The 21,555-nt window shown below is 39.6% G+C and carries 20 protein-coding genes; 10 read left to right on the top strand and 10 right to left on the bottom strand.

Annotation, left to right across the window (positions count from 1 at the left end; translation table 11 throughout):
- The first annotated feature begins 1,401 nt into the window (after nucleotides 1–1,401).
- Nucleotides 1,402–2,397 carry a quinolinate synthase NadA gene (nadA, locus tag FGL37_RS07580; RefSeq protein WP_028071118.1) on the top strand — a complete coding sequence of 332 codons (996 nt, stop codon included), beginning with the start codon at nucleotides 1,402–1,404 and terminating at the stop codon, nucleotides 2,395–2,397.
- A gap of 165 nt (nucleotides 2,398–2,562) precedes the next feature.
- Nucleotides 2,563–3,615, top strand: coding sequence for a thiamine-phosphate kinase (gene thiL, locus FGL37_RS07575; protein WP_028071117.1), 1,053 nt, complete (start codon nucleotides 2,563–2,565; stop codon nucleotides 3,613–3,615).
- A gap of 71 nt (nucleotides 3,616–3,686) precedes the next feature.
- Here thiL and FGL37_RS07570 read toward each other — a convergent pair whose 3' ends face one another.
- Nucleotides 3,687–4,475 (bottom strand): segregation and condensation protein A, encoded by a 789-nt coding sequence (locus tag FGL37_RS07570; protein ID WP_028071116.1) that lies wholly within the window; start codon nucleotides 4,473–4,475, stop codon nucleotides 3,687–3,689.
- A gap of 160 nt (nucleotides 4,476–4,635) precedes the next feature.
- Here FGL37_RS07570 and dxs point away from each other — a divergent pair, with 160 nt between their 5' ends.
- Together dxs and dnaA are read left to right on the top strand one after the other, a co-directional pair.
- Nucleotides 4,636–6,564 carry a 1-deoxy-D-xylulose-5-phosphate synthase gene (dxs, locus tag FGL37_RS07565; protein ID WP_028071115.1) on the top strand — a complete coding sequence of 643 codons (1,929 nt, stop codon included), beginning with the start codon at nucleotides 4,636–4,638 and terminating at the stop codon, nucleotides 6,562–6,564.
- Nucleotides 6,565–7,096: 532 nt separating this feature from the next.
- Nucleotides 7,097–8,521 (top strand): chromosomal replication initiator protein DnaA, encoded by a 1,425-nt coding sequence (dnaA, locus tag FGL37_RS07560; RefSeq protein ID WP_028071114.1) that lies wholly within the window; start codon nucleotides 7,097–7,099, stop codon nucleotides 8,519–8,521.
- A gap of 150 nt (nucleotides 8,522–8,671) precedes the next feature.
- Here dnaA and FGL37_RS07555 read toward each other — a convergent pair whose 3' ends face one another.
- The 7 genes from FGL37_RS07555 to FGL37_RS07525 all read right to left on the bottom strand — a co-directional run bounded on the left by FGL37_RS07555 (nucleotide 8,672) and on the right by FGL37_RS07525 (nucleotide 14,467).
- Nucleotides 8,672–9,076, bottom strand: coding sequence for a hypothetical protein (locus FGL37_RS07555; protein WP_028071113.1), 405 nt, complete (start codon nucleotides 9,074–9,076; stop codon nucleotides 8,672–8,674).
- Nucleotides 9,077–9,124: 48 nt separating this feature from the next.
- Nucleotides 9,125–9,514: a hypothetical protein gene (locus tag FGL37_RS07550; protein ID WP_028071112.1), complete on the bottom strand. Its 390-nt coding sequence runs from the start codon at nucleotides 9,512–9,514 to the stop codon at nucleotides 9,125–9,127.
- A 367-nt stretch (nucleotides 9,515–9,881) separates the two neighbouring features.
- A complete protein-coding gene (locus tag FGL37_RS07545; protein WP_138096735.1) occupies nucleotides 9,882–10,256 on the bottom strand; it encodes a hypothetical protein in 375 nt (124 codons plus the stop codon).
- Between the two features lie 102 nt (nucleotides 10,257–10,358).
- Nucleotides 10,359–11,408: a tetraacyldisaccharide 4'-kinase gene (gene lpxK / locus FGL37_RS07540; RefSeq protein ID WP_037533969.1), complete on the bottom strand. Its 1,050-nt coding sequence runs from the start codon at nucleotides 11,406–11,408 to the stop codon at nucleotides 10,359–10,361.
- The gene (locus FGL37_RS07535) at nucleotides 11,408–11,872 is read right to left on the bottom strand and encodes a gliding motility lipoprotein GldH (protein ID WP_037533967.1); all 465 of its coding nucleotides are present in this window, start codon (nucleotides 11,870–11,872) and stop codon (nucleotides 11,408–11,410) included. Before FGL37_RS07535 ends, lpxK begins: the two co-directional genes overlap by 1 nt.
- Nucleotides 11,873–11,928: 56 nt before the next feature.
- Nucleotides 11,929–13,314: a PSP1 domain-containing protein gene (locus FGL37_RS07530; protein WP_028071109.1), complete on the bottom strand. Its 1,386-nt coding sequence runs from the start codon at nucleotides 13,312–13,314 to the stop codon at nucleotides 11,929–11,931.
- 10 nt (nucleotides 13,315–13,324) lie between these two features.
- Nucleotides 13,325–14,467, bottom strand: a complete 1,143-nt coding sequence (locus tag FGL37_RS07525) for a DNA polymerase III subunit (protein WP_028071108.1) — start codon at nucleotides 14,465–14,467, stop codon at nucleotides 13,325–13,327.
- Nucleotides 14,468–14,676: 209 nt separating this feature from the next.
- On the opposite strand from FGL37_RS07525, the gene dnaN reads away from it, so the two are divergent.
- From dnaN to nadD, 6 genes are all read left to right on the top strand, one after another.
- Entirely contained in the window at nucleotides 14,677–15,798 is a 1,122-nt protein-coding gene (dnaN, locus tag FGL37_RS07520; protein ID WP_028071107.1) for a DNA polymerase III subunit beta, read from the top strand.
- A 14-nt stretch (nucleotides 15,799–15,812) separates the two neighbouring features.
- The gene (locus FGL37_RS07515) at nucleotides 15,813–16,475 is read left to right on the top strand and encodes a DedA family protein (RefSeq protein ID WP_028071106.1); all 663 of its coding nucleotides are present in this window, start codon (nucleotides 15,813–15,815) and stop codon (nucleotides 16,473–16,475) included.
- A 344-nt stretch (nucleotides 16,476–16,819) separates the two neighbouring features.
- Nucleotides 16,820–17,392 carry a CAP domain-containing protein gene (locus FGL37_RS07510; protein WP_028071105.1) on the top strand — a complete coding sequence of 191 codons (573 nt, stop codon included), beginning with the start codon at nucleotides 16,820–16,822 and terminating at the stop codon, nucleotides 17,390–17,392.
- An 89-nt stretch (nucleotides 17,393–17,481) separates the two neighbouring features.
- On the top strand, nucleotides 17,482–18,357 hold the full coding sequence (locus FGL37_RS07505; protein ID WP_081817939.1) for a YicC/YloC family endoribonuclease: 876 nt from the start codon (nucleotides 17,482–17,484) through the stop codon (nucleotides 18,355–18,357).
- 2 nt (nucleotides 18,358–18,359) lie between these two features.
- The gene (gene gmk / locus FGL37_RS07500; protein WP_028071103.1) at nucleotides 18,360–18,929 is read left to right on the top strand and encodes a guanylate kinase; all 570 of its coding nucleotides are present in this window, start codon (nucleotides 18,360–18,362) and stop codon (nucleotides 18,927–18,929) included.
- Between the two features lie 2 nt (nucleotides 18,930–18,931).
- On the top strand, nucleotides 18,932–19,507 hold the full coding sequence (gene nadD / locus FGL37_RS07495) for a nicotinate (nicotinamide) nucleotide adenylyltransferase (RefSeq protein ID WP_028071102.1): 576 nt from the start codon (nucleotides 18,932–18,934) through the stop codon (nucleotides 19,505–19,507).
- 97 nt (nucleotides 19,508–19,604) lie between these two features.
- Here nadD and FGL37_RS07490 read toward each other — a convergent pair whose 3' ends face one another.
- Together FGL37_RS07490 and FGL37_RS07485 are read right to left on the bottom strand one after the other, a co-directional pair.
- On the bottom strand, nucleotides 19,605–20,369 hold the full coding sequence (locus tag FGL37_RS07490) for an SDR family oxidoreductase (RefSeq protein ID WP_171019321.1): 765 nt from the start codon (nucleotides 20,367–20,369) through the stop codon (nucleotides 19,605–19,607).
- Nucleotides 20,370–20,374: 5 nt separating this feature from the next.
- The gene (locus tag FGL37_RS07485) at nucleotides 20,375–21,499 is read right to left on the bottom strand and encodes a BT3233 family polysaccharide utilization protein (protein ID WP_028071100.1); all 1,125 of its coding nucleotides are present in this window, start codon (nucleotides 21,497–21,499) and stop codon (nucleotides 20,375–20,377) included.
- Nucleotides 21,500–21,555: the final 56 nt, after the last annotated feature.

Here is a 21,555-nt window from a genome sequence, read left to right as displayed (position 1 = left end):
GGCTTCGGAAATTTTTAAGCGATTCAGAGTGCCTCAACTTACTATAGCGAGAAACAGTTACCTATTGAAAATGTCTGTGGACGGAATTGTATTTAGGGGATGTTAGTTAAAATGAATCAATTTACTATATTTGCTCGGTCACTTTACGTATACTGGGAAAACGAAATAAAGCCTCTCAGATTGTGCTATACAATATTGAATACGATTTCTATTTTTATATGGAAAGCTCAGAGGCTTTGTCTTACAAAATGAATCGCTTTTGCGCGCCGTAGATTTTTGATAACGGAAATTTATCGGAAATAGCTTATTCTGAATCCATCAGTCTGCGACATTAAATGATTTATATATATAATAAATTTCTTATATTATTAGTTTTTTTATTTTAATTTAAATTTTTCTTCCCTTTATAGTGTAGAAGTTTAATATACCTATTTTGATCTTGTAATATATTTATTTTAAGTATATTATGATCGTGTTGCTACAAATATTGCAAACGCATATGATTGGTGCTATCAATTTAGAATGCTATAATTGTAAGTGTGTTTTTAGAAACTTCAAACATTCGATCCTAATAGGTTTTCTATAGTAGACTCAACTTCACAGAACGCGTTTTGGACAGAACAACAACGGCGGTAGCAATCAAATGCGCTGAGATTTTAATAATTCCGATTTAAAAGTAGTTAGATAGGTTTATTCGATTGTTGGGAGCTTTGCTGTTCAACTGATCACATCTAACTACATACTTAACTTTCCACATATACTATGCTGAAGGCCATTCAGAATTAAACAAAAAATAGATTGGCCAAACATGTACGCAAATAACTGAATCTGGGCGCGCTTAGGATGAGCCGCTAAGCGCCACAAACCCTTTTACATTCGCATATATATATATTATTTTTCCGAGAGTACAAATAAATCACTCCTAAAGCCTTTACTTAATTATCTAAGACCACAGTTTCCTGATCTATGCATATGTCGAGCAGGATTGTTATTTTCCAAATCTGTCGGCTTCGAGTTGTGACTTCTTATTGGTGTTGGTAATTAAACTTCGGTTTGTCCATTATTTTTCCTTGTTTTGTATTATCCCTAAGAATGTGCGGAGAAATGTGCTAGGTAAGAATTGAAGAAAGTGATTTTCAGTGGGCGAAAGATATCAAAACAAACCCGTTCAGGATGCTATAGAACCATTGATAATGGATATGCTGCCGAATATTACATTCTAGGAGCCTTTGCAGCGGTGTAAAAGTATGTGTATTTATTTTAAATTAATTAATTTATTTATATTTACTATTATTGTATTATATTAGTTCCAAACTGTAATCTGTTAATTTGTTTTTTTATTGACTTTTATATATATAACAATGCTTATTTTTGTTGTTCATAACTGTTGAATGTATTCACATGGAAATTGTAAATTATGAGCTTCAAGCAAAAGGTTATATTGATGCTCCCATTGACCCTTCGTTGGACTTAGTTGTTGAGATTCAGCGACTGAAGAAGGAGAAAAATGCTGTAATTCTGGCTCATTATTATCAGGAGTCTGAAATTCAGGATATTGCAGATTATATAGGTGACAGCCTCGGCTTGTCGCAAGAGGCTGCCAAAACGGATGCAGATTTAATTGTATTTGCCGGAGTACATTTTATGGCTGAAACGGCTAAAATTTTATCCCCGGAAAAAAAGGTTATCCTACCCGACGCTAAAGCGGGCTGTTCGTTGTCGGATTCCTGCCCACCACATCTTTTTGCGAAGTTTAAGGAGCAATACCCCGATCATTTGGTCATCACATACGTCAATTGTACTGCCGAGTTAAAGGCGCTTTCTGACATCGTATGCACATCAAGCAATGCGGTGCAGATTGTAGAAAGCCTACCTCCTGAACAGAAAATTATTTTTGGTCCCGACCGTAATCTCGGTGCCTATGTTAAGAAGAAAACTGGGCGTGATCTGGTTTTGTGGAATGGGGCCTGTATGGTACACGAGATATTTTCCCAAGATAAAATCGATCGCCTGAAGCGTGAACATCCTGACGCAAAATTCATCGCACATCCGGAGTGTGAAGACCACATTCTGGCCAAGGCAGATTATATTGGTTCTACGGCAGGTATGCTTAAGTTTACCCAGACAGATAGTGCAAAATCCTATATTGTTGCTACCGAATCTGGCATACTTTATCAGATGCAAAAGGCGAGCCCGGATAAAACATTTATTCCTGCACCTCCTAACAATGCTTGCGCATGTAATGACTGCCCACATATGAAGTTGAACACACTGGAGAAATTATACAATTGTCTGAAGTATGAGTCTCCGGAAATTCTCTTACCGGAAGATGTCATTCTACGAGCGCAACGTCCGATCGAACGGATGTTGGAGATATCTGCCCGGTTGGGATTGTAATTTGGGGATCTGGGGACCGATCTGCTGACTTTCCATCGCACTAGTTTCCATTGAGAACTGGCGTGTCAACTGGATCTTCACCAAGCCTGACAGCACTGACAACGCATTGCCAACGTGCTATAGGCTCTTGGACAAATATTAGGATAAAGTATTAAAATAATTAGCATGTTTGATTTTGACAATACAGAGCGGACCAATCTTGAAGAGATCGGTGAATTTGGCTTGATAGATTATATAAGTAAAGCTGTAGAGCTTAATGAAAAGTCGACGATAAAGGGTATCGGTGATGACGCAGCGGTATTGGATTTTGAAGGAAAAAGAACTTTAGTTTCTACCGACCTGCTTCTGGAGGGAATTCATTTTGACTTGAGATACGTTCCATTGAAGCATCTGGGATATAAGGCTGTACAAGTCAATTTGAGTGATATTTATGCAATGAATGGGATCGCTTCTCAAATCACATTTTCGATTGGTCTATCTTCCAGGTTTCCTTTGGAGGCTGTTGAGGAAATCTACCAGGGAGCGCTTATCGCTTGTAAAAAATACCATGTTGATTTGGTTGGTGGAGATACCTCGGCATCAGCACAGGGGCTGGTTATCTCGGTGACAAGCATAGGTTATGCAGATGCCGATACTATTGTTTACCGGAACGGAGCACAAGAGGGGGATTTGTTATGTGTTTCCGGAGATCTGGGCGCTGCTTACATGGGATTGCAGCTTCTGGAACGCGAAAAGAAGATCTATCTGGAAAATCCGAGTGTGCAGCCAGACCTGGAAGGGAAAGATTATATTGTGGAGCGCCAGTTGAAACCAGAAGCACGGAAGGATATTATTGAATTATTTGCGAAATTGGCAGTTAAGCCGACCGCCATGATGGATGTTTCCGACGGATTAGCCTCCGAGATCCTGCATATTTGTAAACAGTCTGATAAAGGTTGTCGGCTATATGAGGAGAAGATACCTTTAGACCAAATGACTTACGATACTGGCCGCGAGTTTGGTATAGATCCTACAGTAGCAGCGCTCAATGGTGGTGAAGATTACGAATTGTTATTTACCGTTGCTCAGTCTGACCACGATAAAATTAAGAATCAGCCTGATATCAGTATTATCGGTTATATAACGCCCGCATCTGAAGGCTGCGAAATGATATCAAAATCTGGCAATGTGTACCCGATTACCGCGCAGGGCTGGAATGCTTTTAAGAAAAAAAATTAATGTTATGGCTAACTGAATAATTAGCAGTACTAAGGGTAAAATTGCGATAGATTTTACCCTTTTTATATTTTCTACTGGTCAAGCTCTTCTTCAACAAGCAGCTCTTCTTGATGAGGAGCCCTTTCCTGTACGTTGAAATTGTTATATCCCAATCCCACTTCAATCTGCAGCAGACGTTGCTGGAGCATTTCAAGAATGGCCAGAAAATTGTATACAAACTGAATCTTGTTTTCAGAGTTTTTAAGTATCTGCTGAAAGTCCAGCTTCTTGTTTATTTCGATGAGTTCAGCGATCGCTTTTTTCTGCTGCTCAATGGTATAGGGATACTTGATGACGGTATGCGTCACTTCTGGTGGCCTATTCCGGTACTGATACATCATTTGCTCGTAGATCATCATCAGCCCGTAAAGATCAAAGCTGTCTAAGTTTTCGCCTGTAGCATCCAGTTGAAGCATTTGTCGTATATCATAGTGTATATTGCCGCGTCTATAGCACTTCAGACGGCTTTCTTCCATTGACCTTAGATCCTCACAGGCTTCTTTAAACTGTTTGTAGAGAATAAGCTTCTGAACAAGGTCCTCGCGCAAGTCGACTTCGTTTTCATTTTCGTCCATTTCGGGGCGGGGCAGAAGCATTTTAGCTTTAATGCGCATCAACGTAGAGGCTACAAAAATAAATTCGCTGGCCATCTCCATATTCAACGCGTGCATCTGACTTAGGTAAGACAAAAAATCGTCGGTTATTCTCGAAATAGGGATATCATGAATATTCAATTCATCCCGCTCGATAAAAAATAGTAATAAATCAAAAGGTCCCTCGAATTGAGGAAGCCTGATTTCGTAACCTTCTTCTACTTGCATATCTTATACAAATTTACATAATAAAATGGTTCGCAATTGGGCATAGCCAAACTATTCCTGTATTTATTTGTTGTAGTTCAATATGTGATTGCGATTTGTTTTAAAGATTAAATAAAATTGTCGTTACTTTGTGTGAACATTTAATGTAATTAGCAGGACTATGCAATTTGAGGCTGGAGAATTATTAAGTAAAATAAACGATCCCTCTGATCTTAAAACGCTAAAGGAAGACCAATTGGAACAACTCAGCCAGGAATTACGTCAATTTATCATTGATCAGGTTTCGGTAAATGGAGGTCACTTTGCAGCAAGTTTGGGAGTCGTAGAGTTAACAGTGGCATTACACTATGTGATGAATACGCCTTATGATCAGTTGATTTGGGATGTTGGTCACCAGGCGTATGGTCATAAAATACTGACCGGACGTCGGGAAGTATTCCATACAAATCGCATAGAAAATGGAATTTCCGGTTTTCCTAACCGTTCTGAATCCGAATATGATGCATTTGGTGTTGGTCACTCTTCCACATCAGTTTCTGCGGCTCTAGGTATGGCTGTAGCTTCGCAGATAAAAGGTGAGAAAGACCGTCAGCATATAGCGGTCATCGGTGACGGAGCATTGACAGGTGGAATGTCCTTCGAAGCACTGAACCATGCCGGTATTTCCAAATCTAACCTATTGGTGATTTTGAATGACAATTGCATGTCTATAGATCCCAATGTGGGAGCACTTAAAGAGTATTTGACTAGTATTACCACGTCAAAACGCTATAATAGATTTCGGGATGATATCGCAGCTGTGCTGACCAAAATTTCGGAAGTGGGACCTAATGCGCTCGGTATTGTTAAAAAATTGGAGAAAAGCATCAAGGGAACCTTGTTAAAGAATGCCAATCTCTTTGAGTCCTTGAATTTTAGATATTTTGGACCAGTTGATGGGCATGATGTAAAAAAGCTTGCAAAGACGCTCGAAGACCTCAAACATATTCCCGGGCCGAAATTATTGCATGTTGTTACCATCAAGGGAAAGGGGTTTGCTCTGGCTGAAAAAGATCAGACCAAATGGCATGCACCCGGCTTATTTGATAAGATTACAGGTGAGATTAAGAAGTCTTCCAGCGATAGACCGGTGGCTCCTAAATATCAGGATGTTTTTGGTCACACCTTGGTTGAACTTGCTGAAGAAAATTCCAAGATCGTTGGAATCACACCGGCAATGCCTTCGGGGTCTTCGATGAATATTATGATGAAAGCAATGCCTGATCGGGCATTTGATGTTGGTATTGCCGAGCAGCATGCGGTTACCTTCAGCGCTGGGCTGGCTACGCAGGGGTTATTACCGTTCTGCAATATATATTCATCGTTTATGCAACGTGGGTACGATCAGGTTATCCATGATGTAGCACTGCAAAACTTAAATGTGGTGTTTTGTCTGGACCGCGCAGGGGTGGTCGGAGCAGATGGTGCTACGCACCATGGAGCCTATGATATTGCTTTTATGCGCTGTATACCAAACTTGACGGTAACAGCGCCGATGAATGAGGAAGAACTCCGGAACTTAATGTATACCGCACAGTTAACTGATAAGGGACCGTTTGTTATCCGGTATCCAAGAGGAAATGGCGTAATGCCGGACTGGCGCCGTCCATTTACGGAAATTGAGATTGGAAAAGGTAGGGTGATTACGGAAGGGGAAGAGCTCGCTATTCTAAGTTTTGGAGCCATCGGTAACGAAGCTGTCAAAGCGGTACAGCAGCTCAATGAACATGGTATACATCCTGCGCATTATGATCTGCGCTTTGCCAAACCTCTGGACGAAGAGCTACTGCATCAGGTGTTTAGAAAATTCAAGAAGATTATTACCGTTGAAGATGGTTGCCTCCAAGGTGGTATAGGTTCAGCTGTATTGGAATTTATGGCTGATCATGGGTATAACAGCCATGTTGTGCGGTTGGGGATCCCGGATCGAATTGTTGAACACGCGGAGCAAAATGCCCAATGGAAAAACTGCCATTATGATGCGTCGGCTATCGTGGAGGAAGGTAAGAAACTTTGTGACAGTAAGCTCACCAATACCATGGTTGGATAGCTCTACACCGTATAATAAAATTAGCATTGTATTTTAAAAGGAAATCACGTTTAGGGATTTCCTTTTTTCGTAAACGATATATCGGCCAGCTAACACTAAGCTGTTACACAATAGTTTTTTTGTTCTTGGCTATATTATCAAAATTAATTGGCAACAGCCGTGATACTTAATGTTAATAAGGCTTTAAATTCATATAAAATTAATATTAAAAATATATGAAGCAAAGGTTGTATTTCGCTTTTATTTTGGTTAATTTAGTTGTAGACCTTTAAGGCAGAGATGTAGCCTATTTGCTACTATTTTTGTTCTTTTTTTTGAAATAAATTTGGAATGTTAATAATTATTTTTAGAGATCAATTTTAGCTTGAGTTTTCCACATTTTTACACTATAAGTTGCTTATTGTCAGGTTTTTAGTAATTATTTTATATTTTAGTTTTTTAGCTGATTTTTTTTTGTCATCTTCGTTCTCAGAGAAAGTTATCAACATATTTTTTGTCGCATATTGTAAATCAACTTATTAACAATTTTAGAATGGAAAAAACGTATTCAAGTGTTTGGAATAACTGTCTTTCGATTATCAAAGACAATATACCGGCGCAAAGTTTTAAGACCTGGTTTGAACCTGTGAAAGCAGTCCGTTTGGAGGGTGACGTTTTGACTATTCAAGTGCCTAGTTTATTTTTTTACGAGTGGCTTGAGGAGCACTATGTAGGTATTCTTCGTAAGACAGTAAAAAAGTTTCTGGGAGAACAAGGTAGATTGGAATACAATATCGTAGTGGAGAAGTCATCGGCTTCGCATCCCTACACGACTAATCTTCCTTCGAATGGCAATGGAGCGGAGGGGAAGAGGCAATCGATCCCAGTGCCAGTCTCATTAAATAGAGACATTAAAAACCCATTTGTCATTCCGGGATTAAAGAAATTGCAGGTTGATCCGCAGTTGAATCAAAACTACACATTTGAGAATTTTATTGAGGGAGAATGTAACCGGCTTGCTCGCTCCGCGGGGTATGCCGTAGCCAATAAGCCCGGCGGTACATCATTCAATCCTTTGATGATCTATGGTGATGTAGGTTTAGGAAAGACTCATCTTGCTCAAGCTATCGGGAATGAAATTAAAAGAAATCTTTCCGATAAGTTGGTCATTTATGTGTCCTGTGAAAAGTTCTGTCAGCAGTTTGTGGATTCATTGAAAAACAATACGATCAATGATTTCGTGAATTTCTATCAGGCAATGGATGTCATCATTATGGATGATGTGCATAACTTTGCTGGAAAGGAAAAAACACAGGATATTTTCTTCCATATATTCAATCATTTGCATCAATCTGGTAAGCAAATTATTTTAACTTCGGACAAGGCCCCAAAAGATTTGGCTGGTTTGGAGGAACGTTTGCTTAGTCGTTTTAAATGGGGACTGTCTGCAGATATTCAAATTCCGGACCTTGAAACGAGAATGGCGATTTTGAAGAAGAAAATGTATTCTGACGGCATCGAATTACCTGAAAATGTGGTCGAGTATGTAGCGACGCAAATTGATAATAGCGTTCGTGAGCTGGAGGGAGCTATGGTTTCTTTATTGGCTCAATCTACACTAAACAAAAAAGAAATTGATCTAGGCTTAGCAAAGTCAATGCTGAAGAATTTTGTGAAAAATACGCACAAGGAAATTTCGATGGATTTCATCCAGAAACTGGTTTGTGAATATTTTGAAGTTCCTGTGGACATGGTAAAATCGAAAGTCAGGAAGCGTGAAATCGTGCAAGCCAGGCAAATTTCGATGTATTTAGCAAAAGCTCATACCAAATCTTCGCTCAAATCAATCGGCGCGTTCTTTGGAGGAAGAGACCATTCAACGGTCATTTACGCATGTCAAACCGTTGAGGATCTCATTGAAACGGACAAGAAATTTAAGACTTATGTTAGCGATATTATGAAAAAATTGAAATCATAGTTTTCGCTGTGTCGGGCTAAATAGAAAGGCTGTTCATGAAAATGAACAGCCTTTCTATTTAGTATCGAACTTGCTGTTAAGTAACAAAGCAAAAAACCACTGAATAGGTTATTGCTCTATCCAGTGGTAAGTGCTAAAAATAGAGGGTTATTATTGCTGATTATTTTGTTCATTGTTAGATTCCTCCTGTTCGGTATTTTTTTGTGGATCTGGAATACTCACTGGAGGTCTTTCTTCGACATATTTTTGATAAGTTGCTTTCTGATCGTCTGTTAGTAACTGCGAAATTTTACTATCCGATTCACTTTGAAGTTTTGCTATATTCTCTTTTTTAGCATCCGCTGTCGTACTGCTGTCTTGGAGAACCGTAGCAACAGCTTTTTCTTGATCTAAAACGATTGTTGATATTGCCGTCTTTTGTTCATCATTTAACGAAAGTTTCGTTACCAGCTCGGTTACCACTTTAGTCGCATTTTCTTCTGGTGTAGTTTGCTGTGCGAATGTTAGGGTGATGGCTAAAAAGAAGCCAATACCTGTCAAAAATAATTTTTTCATACTGTCTAATTTTATGTGAATTATTCAATGAATTTATGGATGTCTTACCTATTTGTGGGCAACTGTGTCGGGTTTAGAAGGCTCAGGCGTGTTTGGGACAACTTTTGCAGGACGTTCGGAAATGACTTTTTGGTAGATATTCTTTTGATCTTCGGTCAGTAGTTGATTTACTTTCGTATCTACTTCTGTCTGCAGTTTGCTCAGAGCTTCACTTTTCGCCTCTGAAGTTGCACTTTTATCTTTTAAAATAGTGTCTTCTGCTTTGGCCTGATCCAATAGAATGGTTGATACCGCTGTTTTTTGTTCGTCATTTAGATTCAATTTTTGCACCAGTTCAGTCGTCGCTTTCGCAGCTGTTTCCTCAGGGGTACGCTGTTGTGCGAATGTTAGGGCCAATGTCAGGCAAAGCCCTATACCTGTTAAAATAATCTTTTTCATAGCTTTTATATTTAAAAATTATTGTCACACTCTTTTCTATAAAAACTATAGCACTATCTATTTTGTTGTATCAAATATGTTACTTTAACGTTATTTTAACATATCATGGCTGTTTACTGCGCTAAAAATGAGGTTTTTATGTGCACGGTCATGGCTAGGAATGAGGGGGGGGGGACAGAATTAAGTGGTTCGCTGACCTATTGCTGTCGAAAAAGCTGAAAGGGGTTTTGATTTGGGCGAACTTTAAAAGCAGACTGCTCCAGTAGCTTTCGATACCAGAGCAGTTGTTAAATAAGTGAATGATATTGCGGTTATCGAGCGTTATATACTTGATACGACGGGAGATCAATCATTTCCGTTCTTGTACTTAATTTTGGTTTCCTGAATGTTTTGACATTCTATCTCTCATTTTTTCCTGCTGTTCATCAAATAATTTGATCTGTTCCGGAGTCAGCCATGACTTTATCTTAATAGCCTGTGCTTCTTGCATCTGCCTAAACCTTTCCATGTTGGCTTTACGGTCTCCACCATCTTTTTTCGAGGAAGCGCGCTGTTTAGCTTGTTCTAGTGTCAGGTTATAGATGGAGTCCTTTTGTGTCTGATTGAGTGTTAATAGTTTATCCAAACGTTCCACACGATGTTTAGCTTGTTCTTCAGGACTCCGCTGTTCGCGCTGCTGGGCATAAGTGGCTGTAGTCATTAAGAGTAATGAACCCAATACCGTCAAAATTGTCTTTTTCATCACGTTATATTTTAATATTCTATTTTATACTGAATATAAATTTCCCGAAAAAGTTTAATGGAACGGTAAGGCTTAACAAAATTTAAGGTTGATTAACAGTATTTAATGTTGATTAACACTGGAAGTGAGAATTTGGTTCAATGCACTGCTAAACAGTTGTCTCTGTACGGCATCATTAAACTGTAGGCCGATTGGTAAGTATGCCAGTTCCACTCCGGTAAAATGTTGTATAAATGGCTTCAGACGCTGATAATCTTTTTCGGTAGTTAATATTAATTTTTGAGGATAGGAGATCGACTGGTAGCTTGTTAGAATATGATCAATATCGGACATATTGAATTGGTGGTGATCAGTAAAGGAAACATGTGTAACGATATTTGCTCTTCTGCTGACATAATCTATCAATGGCTGTGGTTTGGCTATTCCAGTGACCAAAACGATATGCTTATCCTGCAAGCTTACATGTCTTCCTTTTCGATCTATAGGATCAAAGTAATTTATATGGGTGAACACTAGCAACGCTTTTTTATTATATTGACGGATCTTTCTTTCGATGCGCATTTTAGCCTCAATAGGAAGAAAGAGAGGACATTTGGTAATAGCGATGATCTGGGCACGCTTGGCTTCGAGCAATAAATCTCTAAAATTGCCAGCTGGGAATACGAACATGGGCTGTTCGAACGACTGGAAATCAAAGAGGAGGATATGGAACAAGGCCGATAATCTTCGGTGTTGGTAGGCATCATCTAATATAATTACCTCATGATCTTTCTCTAGCTTTTTAATGCCCTTGCAGCGGTCCTCGCAAACAGCCACAGTTATATCTGGAAACTTGTTTTTGAATTGTAGCGGTTCGTCGCCCACTTCGCGCGCAGAAGAGCTTACCGTCACTTCGAAAAATCCGCGGGTCGAACGTCCATATCCGCGGCTAAGTATCGCAATTTTATATTGCTTTCTTAGGAGAGAGGCAACGAATTCGGTCATGGGGCTTTTCCCTGTTCCCCCGACAGCTAAGTTACCGATCACGATGGTAGGTGTAGAAAAGGATTGAGAGCTCAGGATCCCAGCGTCATAGAGACGGTTTCTGACCCACACGATCAGGCCATATAAAACGGAAAAAGGCAAAAGAAGGTATCGCAATGAATTCCGCATTATTTTGGTATTATAGTTAAACCGATATCAGTAATTTCTTTTAAAGGATTTTCACGCATGTTTTGTTCGACGGAGATATTATAGCGTCCAGTATCCGGGAAAAGGTAATTTTGGTGAATCAGTGATTGCTGGCTATAGAGGCTGCCAGACGATGTACCTATCCATTTTCCATCGGATTGTGCCAATTTTATTTCTTTGCGAAAAGTAAGCTGTTTTTTATCCGGACCTTGTTGGTGAATGAGGACAAAAAGATTCGAAAAAGCGTACTCTGGAGTATGGCGTACATGTATGAATACATCATATTTCTTTGTCTTATCAGTAATATGGAACTGAAAATTGGGATGTGATGTATTCAGCCAAGTTTTATTGTCAATAGGTTTATCTTCATTTAAGATTGCCGTCTGCTCACAAGATGTGAAAAGACCCATACATAAAATTCCAACGAGAAAAGCCTTTTGTCTCATGATGATATCTATAAAATAGAATATGCCTAAGATTTTAAATTAGGCATATCCGTTTTTTATTCTGCTTTTGGAGCAGCACTGTTGTTATTGCCTCTATTTTTGTTTCTGTGACGGTTGAAGCGTTTTTTTGGCTTATTTGTTTGTCCTTCTTTAGACTCTTTAACCGTAGTTGCAGATGTATTTACGCCATCTCCTGTGCCTTGCTGTCTGCCCGAAGCCTGTTTTGGAGAAGTTTGTTCCGTTCTGTCGTTTTTCTGATTGTTTTTACCTTCCGACTTTGCGTTAGTGTTTTTTGATTTACGCTTTTTCTTCTTTTTATTACGATCATCCAGTCGTGTCAAACTATCTTGGCCGACTACGTTCTCATAATCAAAATTGGCAATCTTTTCCTCCCTTACATCCTCGGTTGCCAAAGCACTGGATATAGCTTCGGGCTTAATGCCCTGTTTGTTCATTTCTACAAGCTCTTTCACCTGCTGCACTGTCATTGCGATCCAGTTTTCGGCACCGGGGAAAGAAAACCACATCATCTTTTTAAAGATATCGGTTTTCTGTAGGTAAGCAACGCCCTTCTGGGTTTCAATCCGGTCAATATTATTTGGAATATCTTTAAGTGCATCCATGTAGCTATCCAATTCATAATTAAGACAACATTTCAATTTCCCGCATTGTCCTGCAAGCTTTAGCGTATTCAGCGATAAGTTTTGATATCGAGCAGCAGATGTAGATACCGTTTTGAAGTCTGTCAGCCAAGTCGAACAGCAGAGCTCGCGGCCACAGGATCCAATTCCGCCAAGCCGGCTGGCTTCCTGACGCATACCAATTTGACGCATTTCAATCCGAATGCGGAAAGCTTCTGCCATTTTCTTGATCAGCTCCCGAAAATCCACACGGCCTTCGGCTGTGTAATAAAACGTCGCTTTCGTTTTATCACCCTGATAGTCTACGTCCGAAATTTTCATGGATAAGCCGAGGTCTAAAGCGAGCTTACGGGCTCTATGCATGGTTTCCCATTCTAGATCCTTCGCAGCATTGTATTTCTCAACGTCCACTTCGTTCGGTTTTCGATAGATCTTTTTTGTCACCGATTCCGGCGTCACATTATTCTTTTTCAATTGTAGACGTACTAGTTCACCTGTCAACGACACATGCCCCACATCATAACCACCAGTTGATGGTTCGACGACGACCATTTCTCCCATTTCCAGGTATAGGTTGTCTGTATTGATAAAGAAATCTTTCCGAGATCCTTTAAATCGTACTTCGACGATATTAAATGGTTTATAGTTTGATGGCATATCCATATCGGAAAGCCAGTCATATACATCTAATTTATTACATCCGCTGGTCATGCAGGAACCGTTATTTTGGCATCCTGCTGGTACACCATTTGCTGTGGTACTACCGCAACCTCCGCCGGATGAGCAACTGCCACATCCCATAGTTTTATATTTATATATATTGAGTTCCTTTCGGAATCGTTTTGTATTTGTATATTAATGTTAACTGCAAAGATAAATCTAAAAATAATATTTTGGGATTTGCATTTCTTTCCACAAAATAATGCGTTTCCTCCAATAGATTTATGGTTGCTTCAATTTGTTCAATATTATAATGTGCTGAAAATTTTTGCACAAAGTCCAATTCTTTAGTGGATAGGAATACTAGACTGGAAAGCCCTCCTTTGATCAAGATGATCTGACGCATCATGTTGATAGCATAAAAAAGGAAGCTTTTTTGATTTTCCCGCCCCATTTTAGACAGATCATCCTCCACTAATGAAATCATATTTGTGCCGGCATCCGATACGATAAAACGTAGCCAGTTTACTAAAGTCCCAAAATGGTTATTGCCTTGGGTTTGTAACTGATTAAGGGCCACCTGCATATTTCCGTCAGCGATAAAAGCAATCTCAGAAGCTTCTTGTTCGGTAAGCTGCTGTGTAGCTTTCAAATGCTGAACAACTTCCATATGTTCCAGTTTCTTTATTTTGACCAACTGGGTCCGCGAAATGATCGTATTTAGTATTTTATCCGGATTCTCCGCGACCAAAATAAACAAGGTCTTTTCAGGAGGTTCTTCAATCAATTTTAATAGCGCATTGCCTTGTGTATCTAGATATTCAGGCAACCACATGATCAAAACTTTATACTCGGCTTCGAACGCTTTAAGACTTAATTTTTTGATGATACCATGTGCTTCTGCAATATTGATATTCACCTGCTTGTTGTCTGCATCCAGCTGGTTCCGCCAATATTCAAGTCCCATATAGGGATTGTTCATAAAAGCTTTCCGCCAGTTCTCTGCATAATCTGTCGCGGTATCTTCTTTGTGTTTCGCGATAAAAGGGTATGACATGTGCAAGTCTGGATGGATCAGTTTACTATACTTGCGACAGGCTGGACAGGTACCACAGCTGTCTGTGGGTTGCTTGTTTTCGCAATTCAGAAATTGGGCATATGCATAAGCCAAAGCAAGGCTCCCAGAGCCTTCGGGCCCCAGAAATAACTGCGCATGACTCACACGGTTTTCCAGAACCGTACGAACGAGATGTTCCTTGATGTCTTTATGCCCAATGATATCCTTAAACTGCATACACTTTCGCTATTATACAAATGTACTAAATATTGTGATTTATCTGGGTGAATTTGATTTCTATACTTTTGAAAGCGTGCTTATTAGTTGAAATACAATCGCTTATTTAAGTACATTAAATGTCTGAGTGTGGAAAGAAAGGCGCTTACAAAACTGAAAAATATTGATTAATTTGTGTATTATTGCACATAATAATTAGTATTTAGGAAATGAGATTCATTGTATCAACATCAATTTTATTAAAGCAGTTACAAGCTATCAATGGAGCATCTAGTACAAGTACTGTTTTGCCAATCTTGGAAAACTTTCTTTTTGAAATAAAAGATAATAACTTGACTATTTCTGCTACGGATCTACAGACAAGTATGGTTACTTCCTTACCGATCGAGGCAAAAGAAGAGGGAAGGGTAGCGATGCCTTCAAAGATTTTGATAGAGACACTAAAGACTCTTCCGGATCAGCCGGTAGCATTTTCAGTAGATATGAATACCTTAGCTATTGAAATCAGCGCAGGTGACGGTAAATATAAATTGAGTGGCGAAAACGCAGATGACTTTCCTAAAATTCCTTCTATTGACAGCGGATCGATTATCCAGATGCCAGCCCCGATTCTCTCAGAGGCTATTAGCAAAACCATCTTTGCTGTTAGCAATGACGAGCTGAGACCAGCAATGTCAGGCGTTCTGGTCCAATTGGAAGAAAAAAATGTGACTTTTGTTTCGACAGATGCACATAAATTGGTACGCTATACCCGGACAGATATCGGTGCTGAAAAACCAGCATCGCTTATCTTACCCAAAAAAGCACTTTCCCTATTAAAATCTTCACTGCCATCTGATGATACTACAGTTTCCATTGAGTACAATCAGACAAATGCATTTTTTAGTTTTGGTAACATCAATCTGATCTGTCGTTTGATAGATGAGCGCTATCCAGATTATGCTGCAGTAATTCCTCAAGTTAATCCAAATAAACTGACTGTTGACAGATTACTTTTCTTAAACACGTTGAGAAGGGTTGTTATTTTTGCTAATAAAACTACACATCAGGTACGTTTAAAAATATCAGGTAGCGAACTTCATATTTCTGCAGAGGATCTGGATTTCTCTAATGAGGCACACGAGCGCTTATCCTGTCAGTTTGAAGGCGATGATATGGAGATCGGCTTTAATGCGAAGTTTTTAGTTGAAATGTTAAACAATCTGGAAAGTGAAGAGGTTGTGATCGAAATGAGCACACCAAATCGTGCTGGTCTATTGGTCCCTGCAACTTCTGAGGACCATGCCGATATTTTGATGTTGGTGATGCCAGTAATGTTGAATAACGCTTAATTTTCATATCGGTTTTGGAAATAATCACACACCTTATTGACTTTATCCTCCACATCGATAAGCATCTGGTTGAAATAGTCAATGACTATCAGCTTTGGACATATCTCATTTTGTTTCTGATTATTTTTGTAGAAACAGGGGTAGTTGTAATGCCTTTTTTACCGGGCGATTCACTGTTATTCGCCGCAGGGATGCTAGCTGCACAACCCAATGATCTGAACGTCTGGCTTATGATTTTTGTCTTATTGATCGCTGCAATTACAGGTGATTCACTTAATTATTCCATTGGTAAGCACTTTGGCATGCGGTTAACTCAGTTTAAGTTGTTTGGTAAACGGGTTGTCAAGGATGAACAGATCGCCAAGACACATGCATTTTACGAAAAATATGGAAGTAAAACCATCGTCATAGCACGTTTTGTACCAATCGTACGTACGTTAGCACCATTTGTGGGTGGCATAGGGAAAATGAGATATGGGACTTTCATTACCTATAACGTAATCGGCGCGGTATTATGGGTGGGTGGCATTACGTTGGCCGGTTACTTTCTCGGTAATATTCCAATAGTTAGGGAGAATTTCTCTAAAGTGGTATTGCTTATTATAGTTGTGTCCGTACTACCTATTGTATTTGAATTAGTGAGGGAAAAAATAAAAGCACAAAAGGGAACTTCATAAGGTTCCCTTTTTACTTGAATAATATACAGCTGTTTTTCTCCAGTTTAAACCAGGTTACCTGCAAAAGCCTCACAGGGTAACAGAAGCATCCTTCATGCATGCTTCATGCGATAGACCATACCTTTTACACCATGCGGAGTGGCATAGGTAAAGCCATCATATTTATCAGCCTAATTTCCATGATGATACAGTTTTTGCTCTTGAAAACTGCAAAATAGCATTAAACTACAGATACTAAAAACAGTCTTTTTTATGTTAAAGGATTGACATTAATCCATTTTTGGTCGCTACGTAGCGATAATATGGATATCCTCAACTACTATTGAAAGACAGTTTGATTACATATGAAATATTTTATTTTCGCATTTACCCTATTTATCGTGCAAGCCGCAACTGCACAGCGGATCCGGGTAGATCAAAGGCAAGCAAAGGAAGCTTATGAATTATTGAATCGTATCCGTTTAAATCCTGAAAAATACAAAAGGGAACTTAAGTTATTTAATCTTCATAAAATCAAACGTACTGAACTTCGTTGGAATAAACAATTGGCTGAAGTAGCTGTATATCGTGCCAAAGATATGGCTAAACGTGCGTATTTTGATCATGTTTCACCAGAAGGCTATGGCCCCAATTATTTTATAGCCCAAGCTGGATATGATTTAAATCCAGATTGGCTAAAAAAACGAAGTGCTAATAATTTTGAGTCTATTGCGGCCAATCGTGCTAGTGCTACAGATGCTATAAAAGCGCTTATTATTGGACGGGAGGCACCGGGTTACCACCATAGAACACATTTATTGGGTATGGATCAATGGAATGGTTCACTGTATGATGTTGGTATTGGTTATGTTACCTGTAAAGGTGCCAGACCTTATGAAAGTTATCTCGTGGTGATCATTGCAAAACATGGCGGATGAAGGGGCAGCACAACAGCTGATTGAAAGGACTTTAACAATTAATGCTCAAGCCTGCTTCAACTTTTATTTGAAAAGTTATACCTTTGCATATGATAAAATCCATGACAGGATATGGCACAGCTTCCAAAGAGAATGGTAAAGTTAAATATAGTGTCGAAATAAAGTCCTTAAATTCAAAATTCCTTGAATTAAATCTCCGTTTGCCCAAAGTAGTTTCGGACAAGGAATTAGCCTTGCGGACAGAATGCAGTAAACTAATTGAGCGCGGAAAGGTTAATCTAAATGTATCCGTAGAATATACGGACCAAACAGCCAAGGCATCGTCCATCAACACCGATTTACTAAAGCAATATTATAGTCAATTGCTGGCTGTCGCTAACGAGCTGCAGGACAACAAAGCTAATTTATTTGAACTGGCGCTAAGTATGCCGGAAGTTATTAGCAACAATGAAGATACCGTAGATGAAGAAGAAGCGAAGGTACTGATGGATGCTTTCTATGAAGCTGTAAAGCAGTTTAACACCTTTCGTGAAGATGAAGGAAATGTTTTGGCGGAGGATCTAAAAAAACGTGCGGAGCTTATTTTATCTTATTTGGGCGAGGTGGAGAGTTTAGAAGTTGAACGCATTCCTTTGATCAGACAACGTATAGAACAGTTTTTAAATGATACGGTAGGAAAAGATAATGTGGATCAGAATCGTTTCGAACAGGAACTCGTTTATTATATTGATAAACTGGATGTGACTGAGGAGAAAGTAAGGTTGCGTTCTCACTGCAACTATTTTATGCAAGCTTTTGATTCTGCAGACTCCAATGGCAAGAAGTTAGGGTTTATTTCACAGGAAATGGGGCGGGAAATCAATACCCTTGGATCTAAAGCGAATCATGCCGGTATACAGCAGATCGTAGTCAGAATGAAAGAAGAATTGGAAAAAATAAAGGAGCAGTTGCTCAACGTACTATAAGGATGAGCGGTAAATTAATTATTTTCTCAGCACCATCTGGTGCTGGAAAGACAACTATAGTCAGAGATCTATTAAGTAAACATGGCGATAAGATAGAATTTTCAATTTCGGCGAGTACCCGGGATCCGAGGGGGCAGGAGGTCAATGGAAAAGACTATTATTTTATGTCCAAGGAAGAGTTTTTACATCGTGTTGCAAAGCAGGAGTTTATTGAATTTGAAGAGGTGTACTCAGGTACCTTCTATGGAACACTGCGGTCGGAGATCGAACGTATCTGGAAAGAAGGTAAACATGTGATCTTTGATATAGATGTTGTCGGCGGCTTGCGGCTAAAATCAAAATTTCCTGACCGAGCGCTATCTATTTTTGTACAACCTCCATCGCTGGAAGTACTGAAAGAGCGATTGACGGGCCGTGGTACAGATTCAGAGGAGAAGTTGCAGGAGCGCTTTGCAAAAGCAGAACTAGAACTTACTTATGCCAATAAATTTGACGTGATACTGAAAAATTTTGATTTGGAAACTGCTTGTGCAGAAGCCGAAGAAATTGTGATGGATTTCATCAGTACATAATCATGAAAAAAATCGGTTTGTTTTTTGGTTCTTTTAATCCCGTACATGTGGGACATTTGATAATAGCCAATTACATGGCCAGTTTTACAGGGCTCGATCAAGTCTGGTTTGTCGTTTCACCACAGAATCCGTTCAAAAAGAAGTCTACGTTAGCGGATCCCTACGACCGGCTGGAAATGCTTAATTTAGCACTTGAGGGGTGTGATCATTTGCGTGTCAGCGATATCGAATTTCATTTGCCACTGCCCTCTTACACAATAGATACCCTAACCCATCTCAGCGAAAAGTATCCGAATCGCGAGTTTGTGTTGCTGATGGGAGAAGATATTCTTGAATCTTTGGAAAAATGGAAGAACGCTGAAGTGATTTTGCGAGATTATCATATTTATGTTTATCCACGTCCGGGATACAATGGTGGAAAGCTGAAGGAACATCCTTCTGTCACGATGACAGATACGCCCTTAATGGAATTATCATCCACCTTCCTTCGGAAGGCAATTAAAGAAAAGAAGAATATTCAGTTTTTTACACCACAAAAAGTGATCGACTTTATTGACAAAAAAGGACTCTATTCCTAGACTCTTTGATAGTAGTAGAGACTCACATCTCAAAAAAAAGCCTTTATCCCGAAGGATAAAGACTTTTAAAAACAAACTAATCTTTATTGTTGATCTCTTATCTTCCCATCCAGCCACCGTCGACAGTGAGAATAGTGCCATGCACGTAATCTGACGCTTTTGATGCCAAGAATACTGCGGGGCCTTTAAAATCTTCGGGTGTCCCCCAGCGGCCAGCAGGGATGCGGTCCAATATCGATTTCGACCGCTCAGGATCGTCTCTTAAAGCTTCGGTATTGTCTGTGGCAATGTACCCTGGAGCAAAGCCGTTCACATTTATACCCTTGGAGGCCCATTCATTGGCAAAGGCTTTGACTAATGAGCCTATTGCTCCTTTGGATGCTGCGTATCCCGGAACATTGATGCCGCCTTGAAAAGTCAGCAAAGATGCTGTAAACACGATCTTTCCAGTTCCACGTGAAATCATATCTTTGCCTATTTCTCTAGTCAGGATAAATTGGGCATTTTGATTGATTTCGATAATTTGATCCCAGTATTCATCTGGATGTTCTGCAGCTGGTTTACGCAGTATATTTCCGGCATTGTTAAACAGAATATCGATGGTTGGGTGATCTGATTTTACTTGGTCAATGAACTTATAAAGTTCATTCCTTTTTGAAAAGTCACATTGATAGGCGTAAAAGTTTCTGCCAAGTGCCTTGATTGATTGCTCTACTGTGGAGCCCGCGATTTCCAGCGAGGCCGAAACGCCGATGATATCTGCTCCTGCTTCCGCCAATGCTTCAGCAATCGCTTTTCCTATTCCTCTTTTGCAGCCGGTTACTAAAGCTACCTTTCCTGATAAATCAAAAGATTGCAGTATTGACATTATTTCGAATATTTTATGATTAGTGGTTGATTTAAATGATCCCTGAATTGTCTGAGGTACGATTGCCATTGTTCAAAGTTATTTATCTTTCCCGCCTTATTAAATGCCGCACCAGCAAAATAGACCAATGGGTTGTTGTTTTCTACGGTCGTTGTCAATAAAAATTGTGTAGGACTGTCTTTGAAAACATAAGATGCCTTCGGAACAATAACGGCGGTTCCGGTAATCTTGTCGCCCTCTGCTGGTTCCCAATACGCAAGGGTACCACTTTTGGCATCGTTCAGAAATTGAGGTTTTTCCTCTTTTCTTTTCGCAAGGCCAATAGCAACGGAAGTACTACTAGCAGTACTATTTTTAATTGCATAGCTGATTCTGTTCAGCTGGCTTCCAGCATCTAAAGAAACCGTTTTTTCTACCTGAAGATTTTGGTCTTTTACGTTCTCAGGCTCATAGATAAGCTTGAAAGTAGAACGCAACGGTCCGTTATCCAGTACCTTATACTGACGATAGTGTTTGTGGTAGACTACCTGCCCATCTATAAAAGGGGTAGCATCACCTACACCCAGCGTTTGACCTACAGAGTAGTAGTCCAAGCCTTTACCATGATCGGCATGGTAATCACCTGTTTTATACCATTCGTCAATAATCAGATCATTAGTACGCTTGGCCCAGAAATCAAATCCTTGGGCATCTTCTGAGCTGCCTTCCAAGGCTTTTCCGTAGGCTCTAAACGCAGCAATATCATTTTCCCAGGCAAAGTCATCTTTACGTTCGGGTACATACCGTGCATAGGTTTTAGAAGAAACTGCTGTTGGGGCATTGCCGGTCACAGCAAAGGTCAGAGAACTTTTAGGAGCGAGGCTGACTTGCACCAGTACATTTTGCGCTGTCTGCTTTCCTAATTTCTCGAGCTGGTACGCCAGCTCCTTTTTATTTTCGCTGTCGACAATGCTAAAGCTATTTTCTTTCAGGGCGAAGTGCATCTCAAATGTGGCATAAGGAATACTGATCAGTTCAGTCCGCGTGAAGGAAGAAGGATTGCTTACAGTGATGGTCTTGTTGTTCTGTGCTGAGGCAATACCCCAAAGACCAAGCGCTAAACTCAATACGAATGTTTTTTTCATGTTGATCATATGATATAGTGACGCTATTATCTAGTTATGTTATCGGATGATTTTGA

Source organism: Sphingobacterium thalpophilum, assembly GCF_901482695.1.
GTDB classification, from domain to species: Bacteria; Bacteroidota; Bacteroidia; order Sphingobacteriales; family Sphingobacteriaceae; genus Sphingobacterium; species Sphingobacterium thalpophilum.
This window is presented reverse-complemented; position numbering and strand designations above follow the sequence as displayed.

What these genes read in the sequence shown, in the direction of transcription:
- nadD (WP_028071102.1), top strand. Translation starts at nt 18,932, where the DNA reads ATGAAAAAAATCGGTTTGTTTTTTGGTTCTTTTAATCCCGTACATGTG.
- thiL (WP_028071117.1), top strand. Translation starts at nt 2,563, where the DNA reads ATGTTTGATTTTGACAATACAGAGCGGACCAATCTTGAAGAGATCGGT.
- FGL37_RS07545 (WP_138096735.1), bottom strand. Translation starts at nt 10,256, where the DNA reads ATGAAAAAGACAATTTTGACGGTATTGGGTTCATTACTCTTAATGACT.
- dnaN (WP_028071107.1), top strand. Translation starts at nt 14,677, where the DNA reads ATGAGATTCATTGTATCAACATCAATTTTATTAAAGCAGTTACAAGCT.
- FGL37_RS07570 (WP_028071116.1), bottom strand. Translation starts at nt 4,475, where the DNA reads ATGCAAGTAGAAGAAGGTTACGAAATCAGGCTTCCTCAATTCGAGGGA.
- FGL37_RS07505 (WP_081817939.1), top strand. Translation starts at nt 17,482, where the DNA reads ATGATAAAATCCATGACAGGATATGGCACAGCTTCCAAAGAGAATGGT.
- dnaA (WP_028071114.1), top strand. Translation starts at nt 7,097, where the DNA reads ATGGAAAAAACGTATTCAAGTGTTTGGAATAACTGTCTTTCGATTATC.
- FGL37_RS07510 (WP_028071105.1), top strand. Translation starts at nt 16,820, where the DNA reads ATGAAATATTTTATTTTCGCATTTACCCTATTTATCGTGCAAGCCGCA.
- FGL37_RS07555 (WP_028071113.1), bottom strand. Translation starts at nt 9,076, where the DNA reads ATGAAAAAATTATTTTTGACAGGTATTGGCTTCTTTTTAGCCATCACC.
- lpxK (WP_037533969.1), bottom strand. Translation starts at nt 11,408, where the DNA reads ATGCGGAATTCATTGCGATACCTTCTTTTGCCTTTTTCCGTTTTATAT.
- nadA (WP_028071118.1), top strand. Translation starts at nt 1,402, where the DNA reads ATGGAAATTGTAAATTATGAGCTTCAAGCAAAAGGTTATATTGATGCT.
- FGL37_RS07530 (WP_028071109.1), bottom strand. Translation starts at nt 13,314, where the DNA reads ATGGGATGTGGCAGTTGCTCATCCGGCGGAGGTTGCGGTAGTACCACA.
- FGL37_RS07535 (WP_037533967.1), bottom strand. Translation starts at nt 11,872, where the DNA reads ATGAGACAAAAGGCTTTTCTCGTTGGAATTTTATGTATGGGTCTTTTC.
- gmk (WP_028071103.1), top strand. Translation starts at nt 18,360, where the DNA reads ATGAGCGGTAAATTAATTATTTTCTCAGCACCATCTGGTGCTGGAAAG.
- FGL37_RS07525 (WP_028071108.1), bottom strand. Translation starts at nt 14,467, where the DNA reads ATGCAGTTTAAGGATATCATTGGGCATAAAGACATCAAGGAACATCTC.
- dxs (WP_028071115.1), top strand. Translation starts at nt 4,636, where the DNA reads ATGCAATTTGAGGCTGGAGAATTATTAAGTAAAATAAACGATCCCTCT.
- FGL37_RS07485 (WP_028071100.1), bottom strand. Translation starts at nt 21,499, where the DNA reads ATGAAAAAAACATTCGTATTGAGTTTAGCGCTTGGTCTTTGGGGTATT.
- FGL37_RS07550 (WP_028071112.1), bottom strand. Translation starts at nt 9,514, where the DNA reads ATGAAAAAGATTATTTTAACAGGTATAGGGCTTTGCCTGACATTGGCC.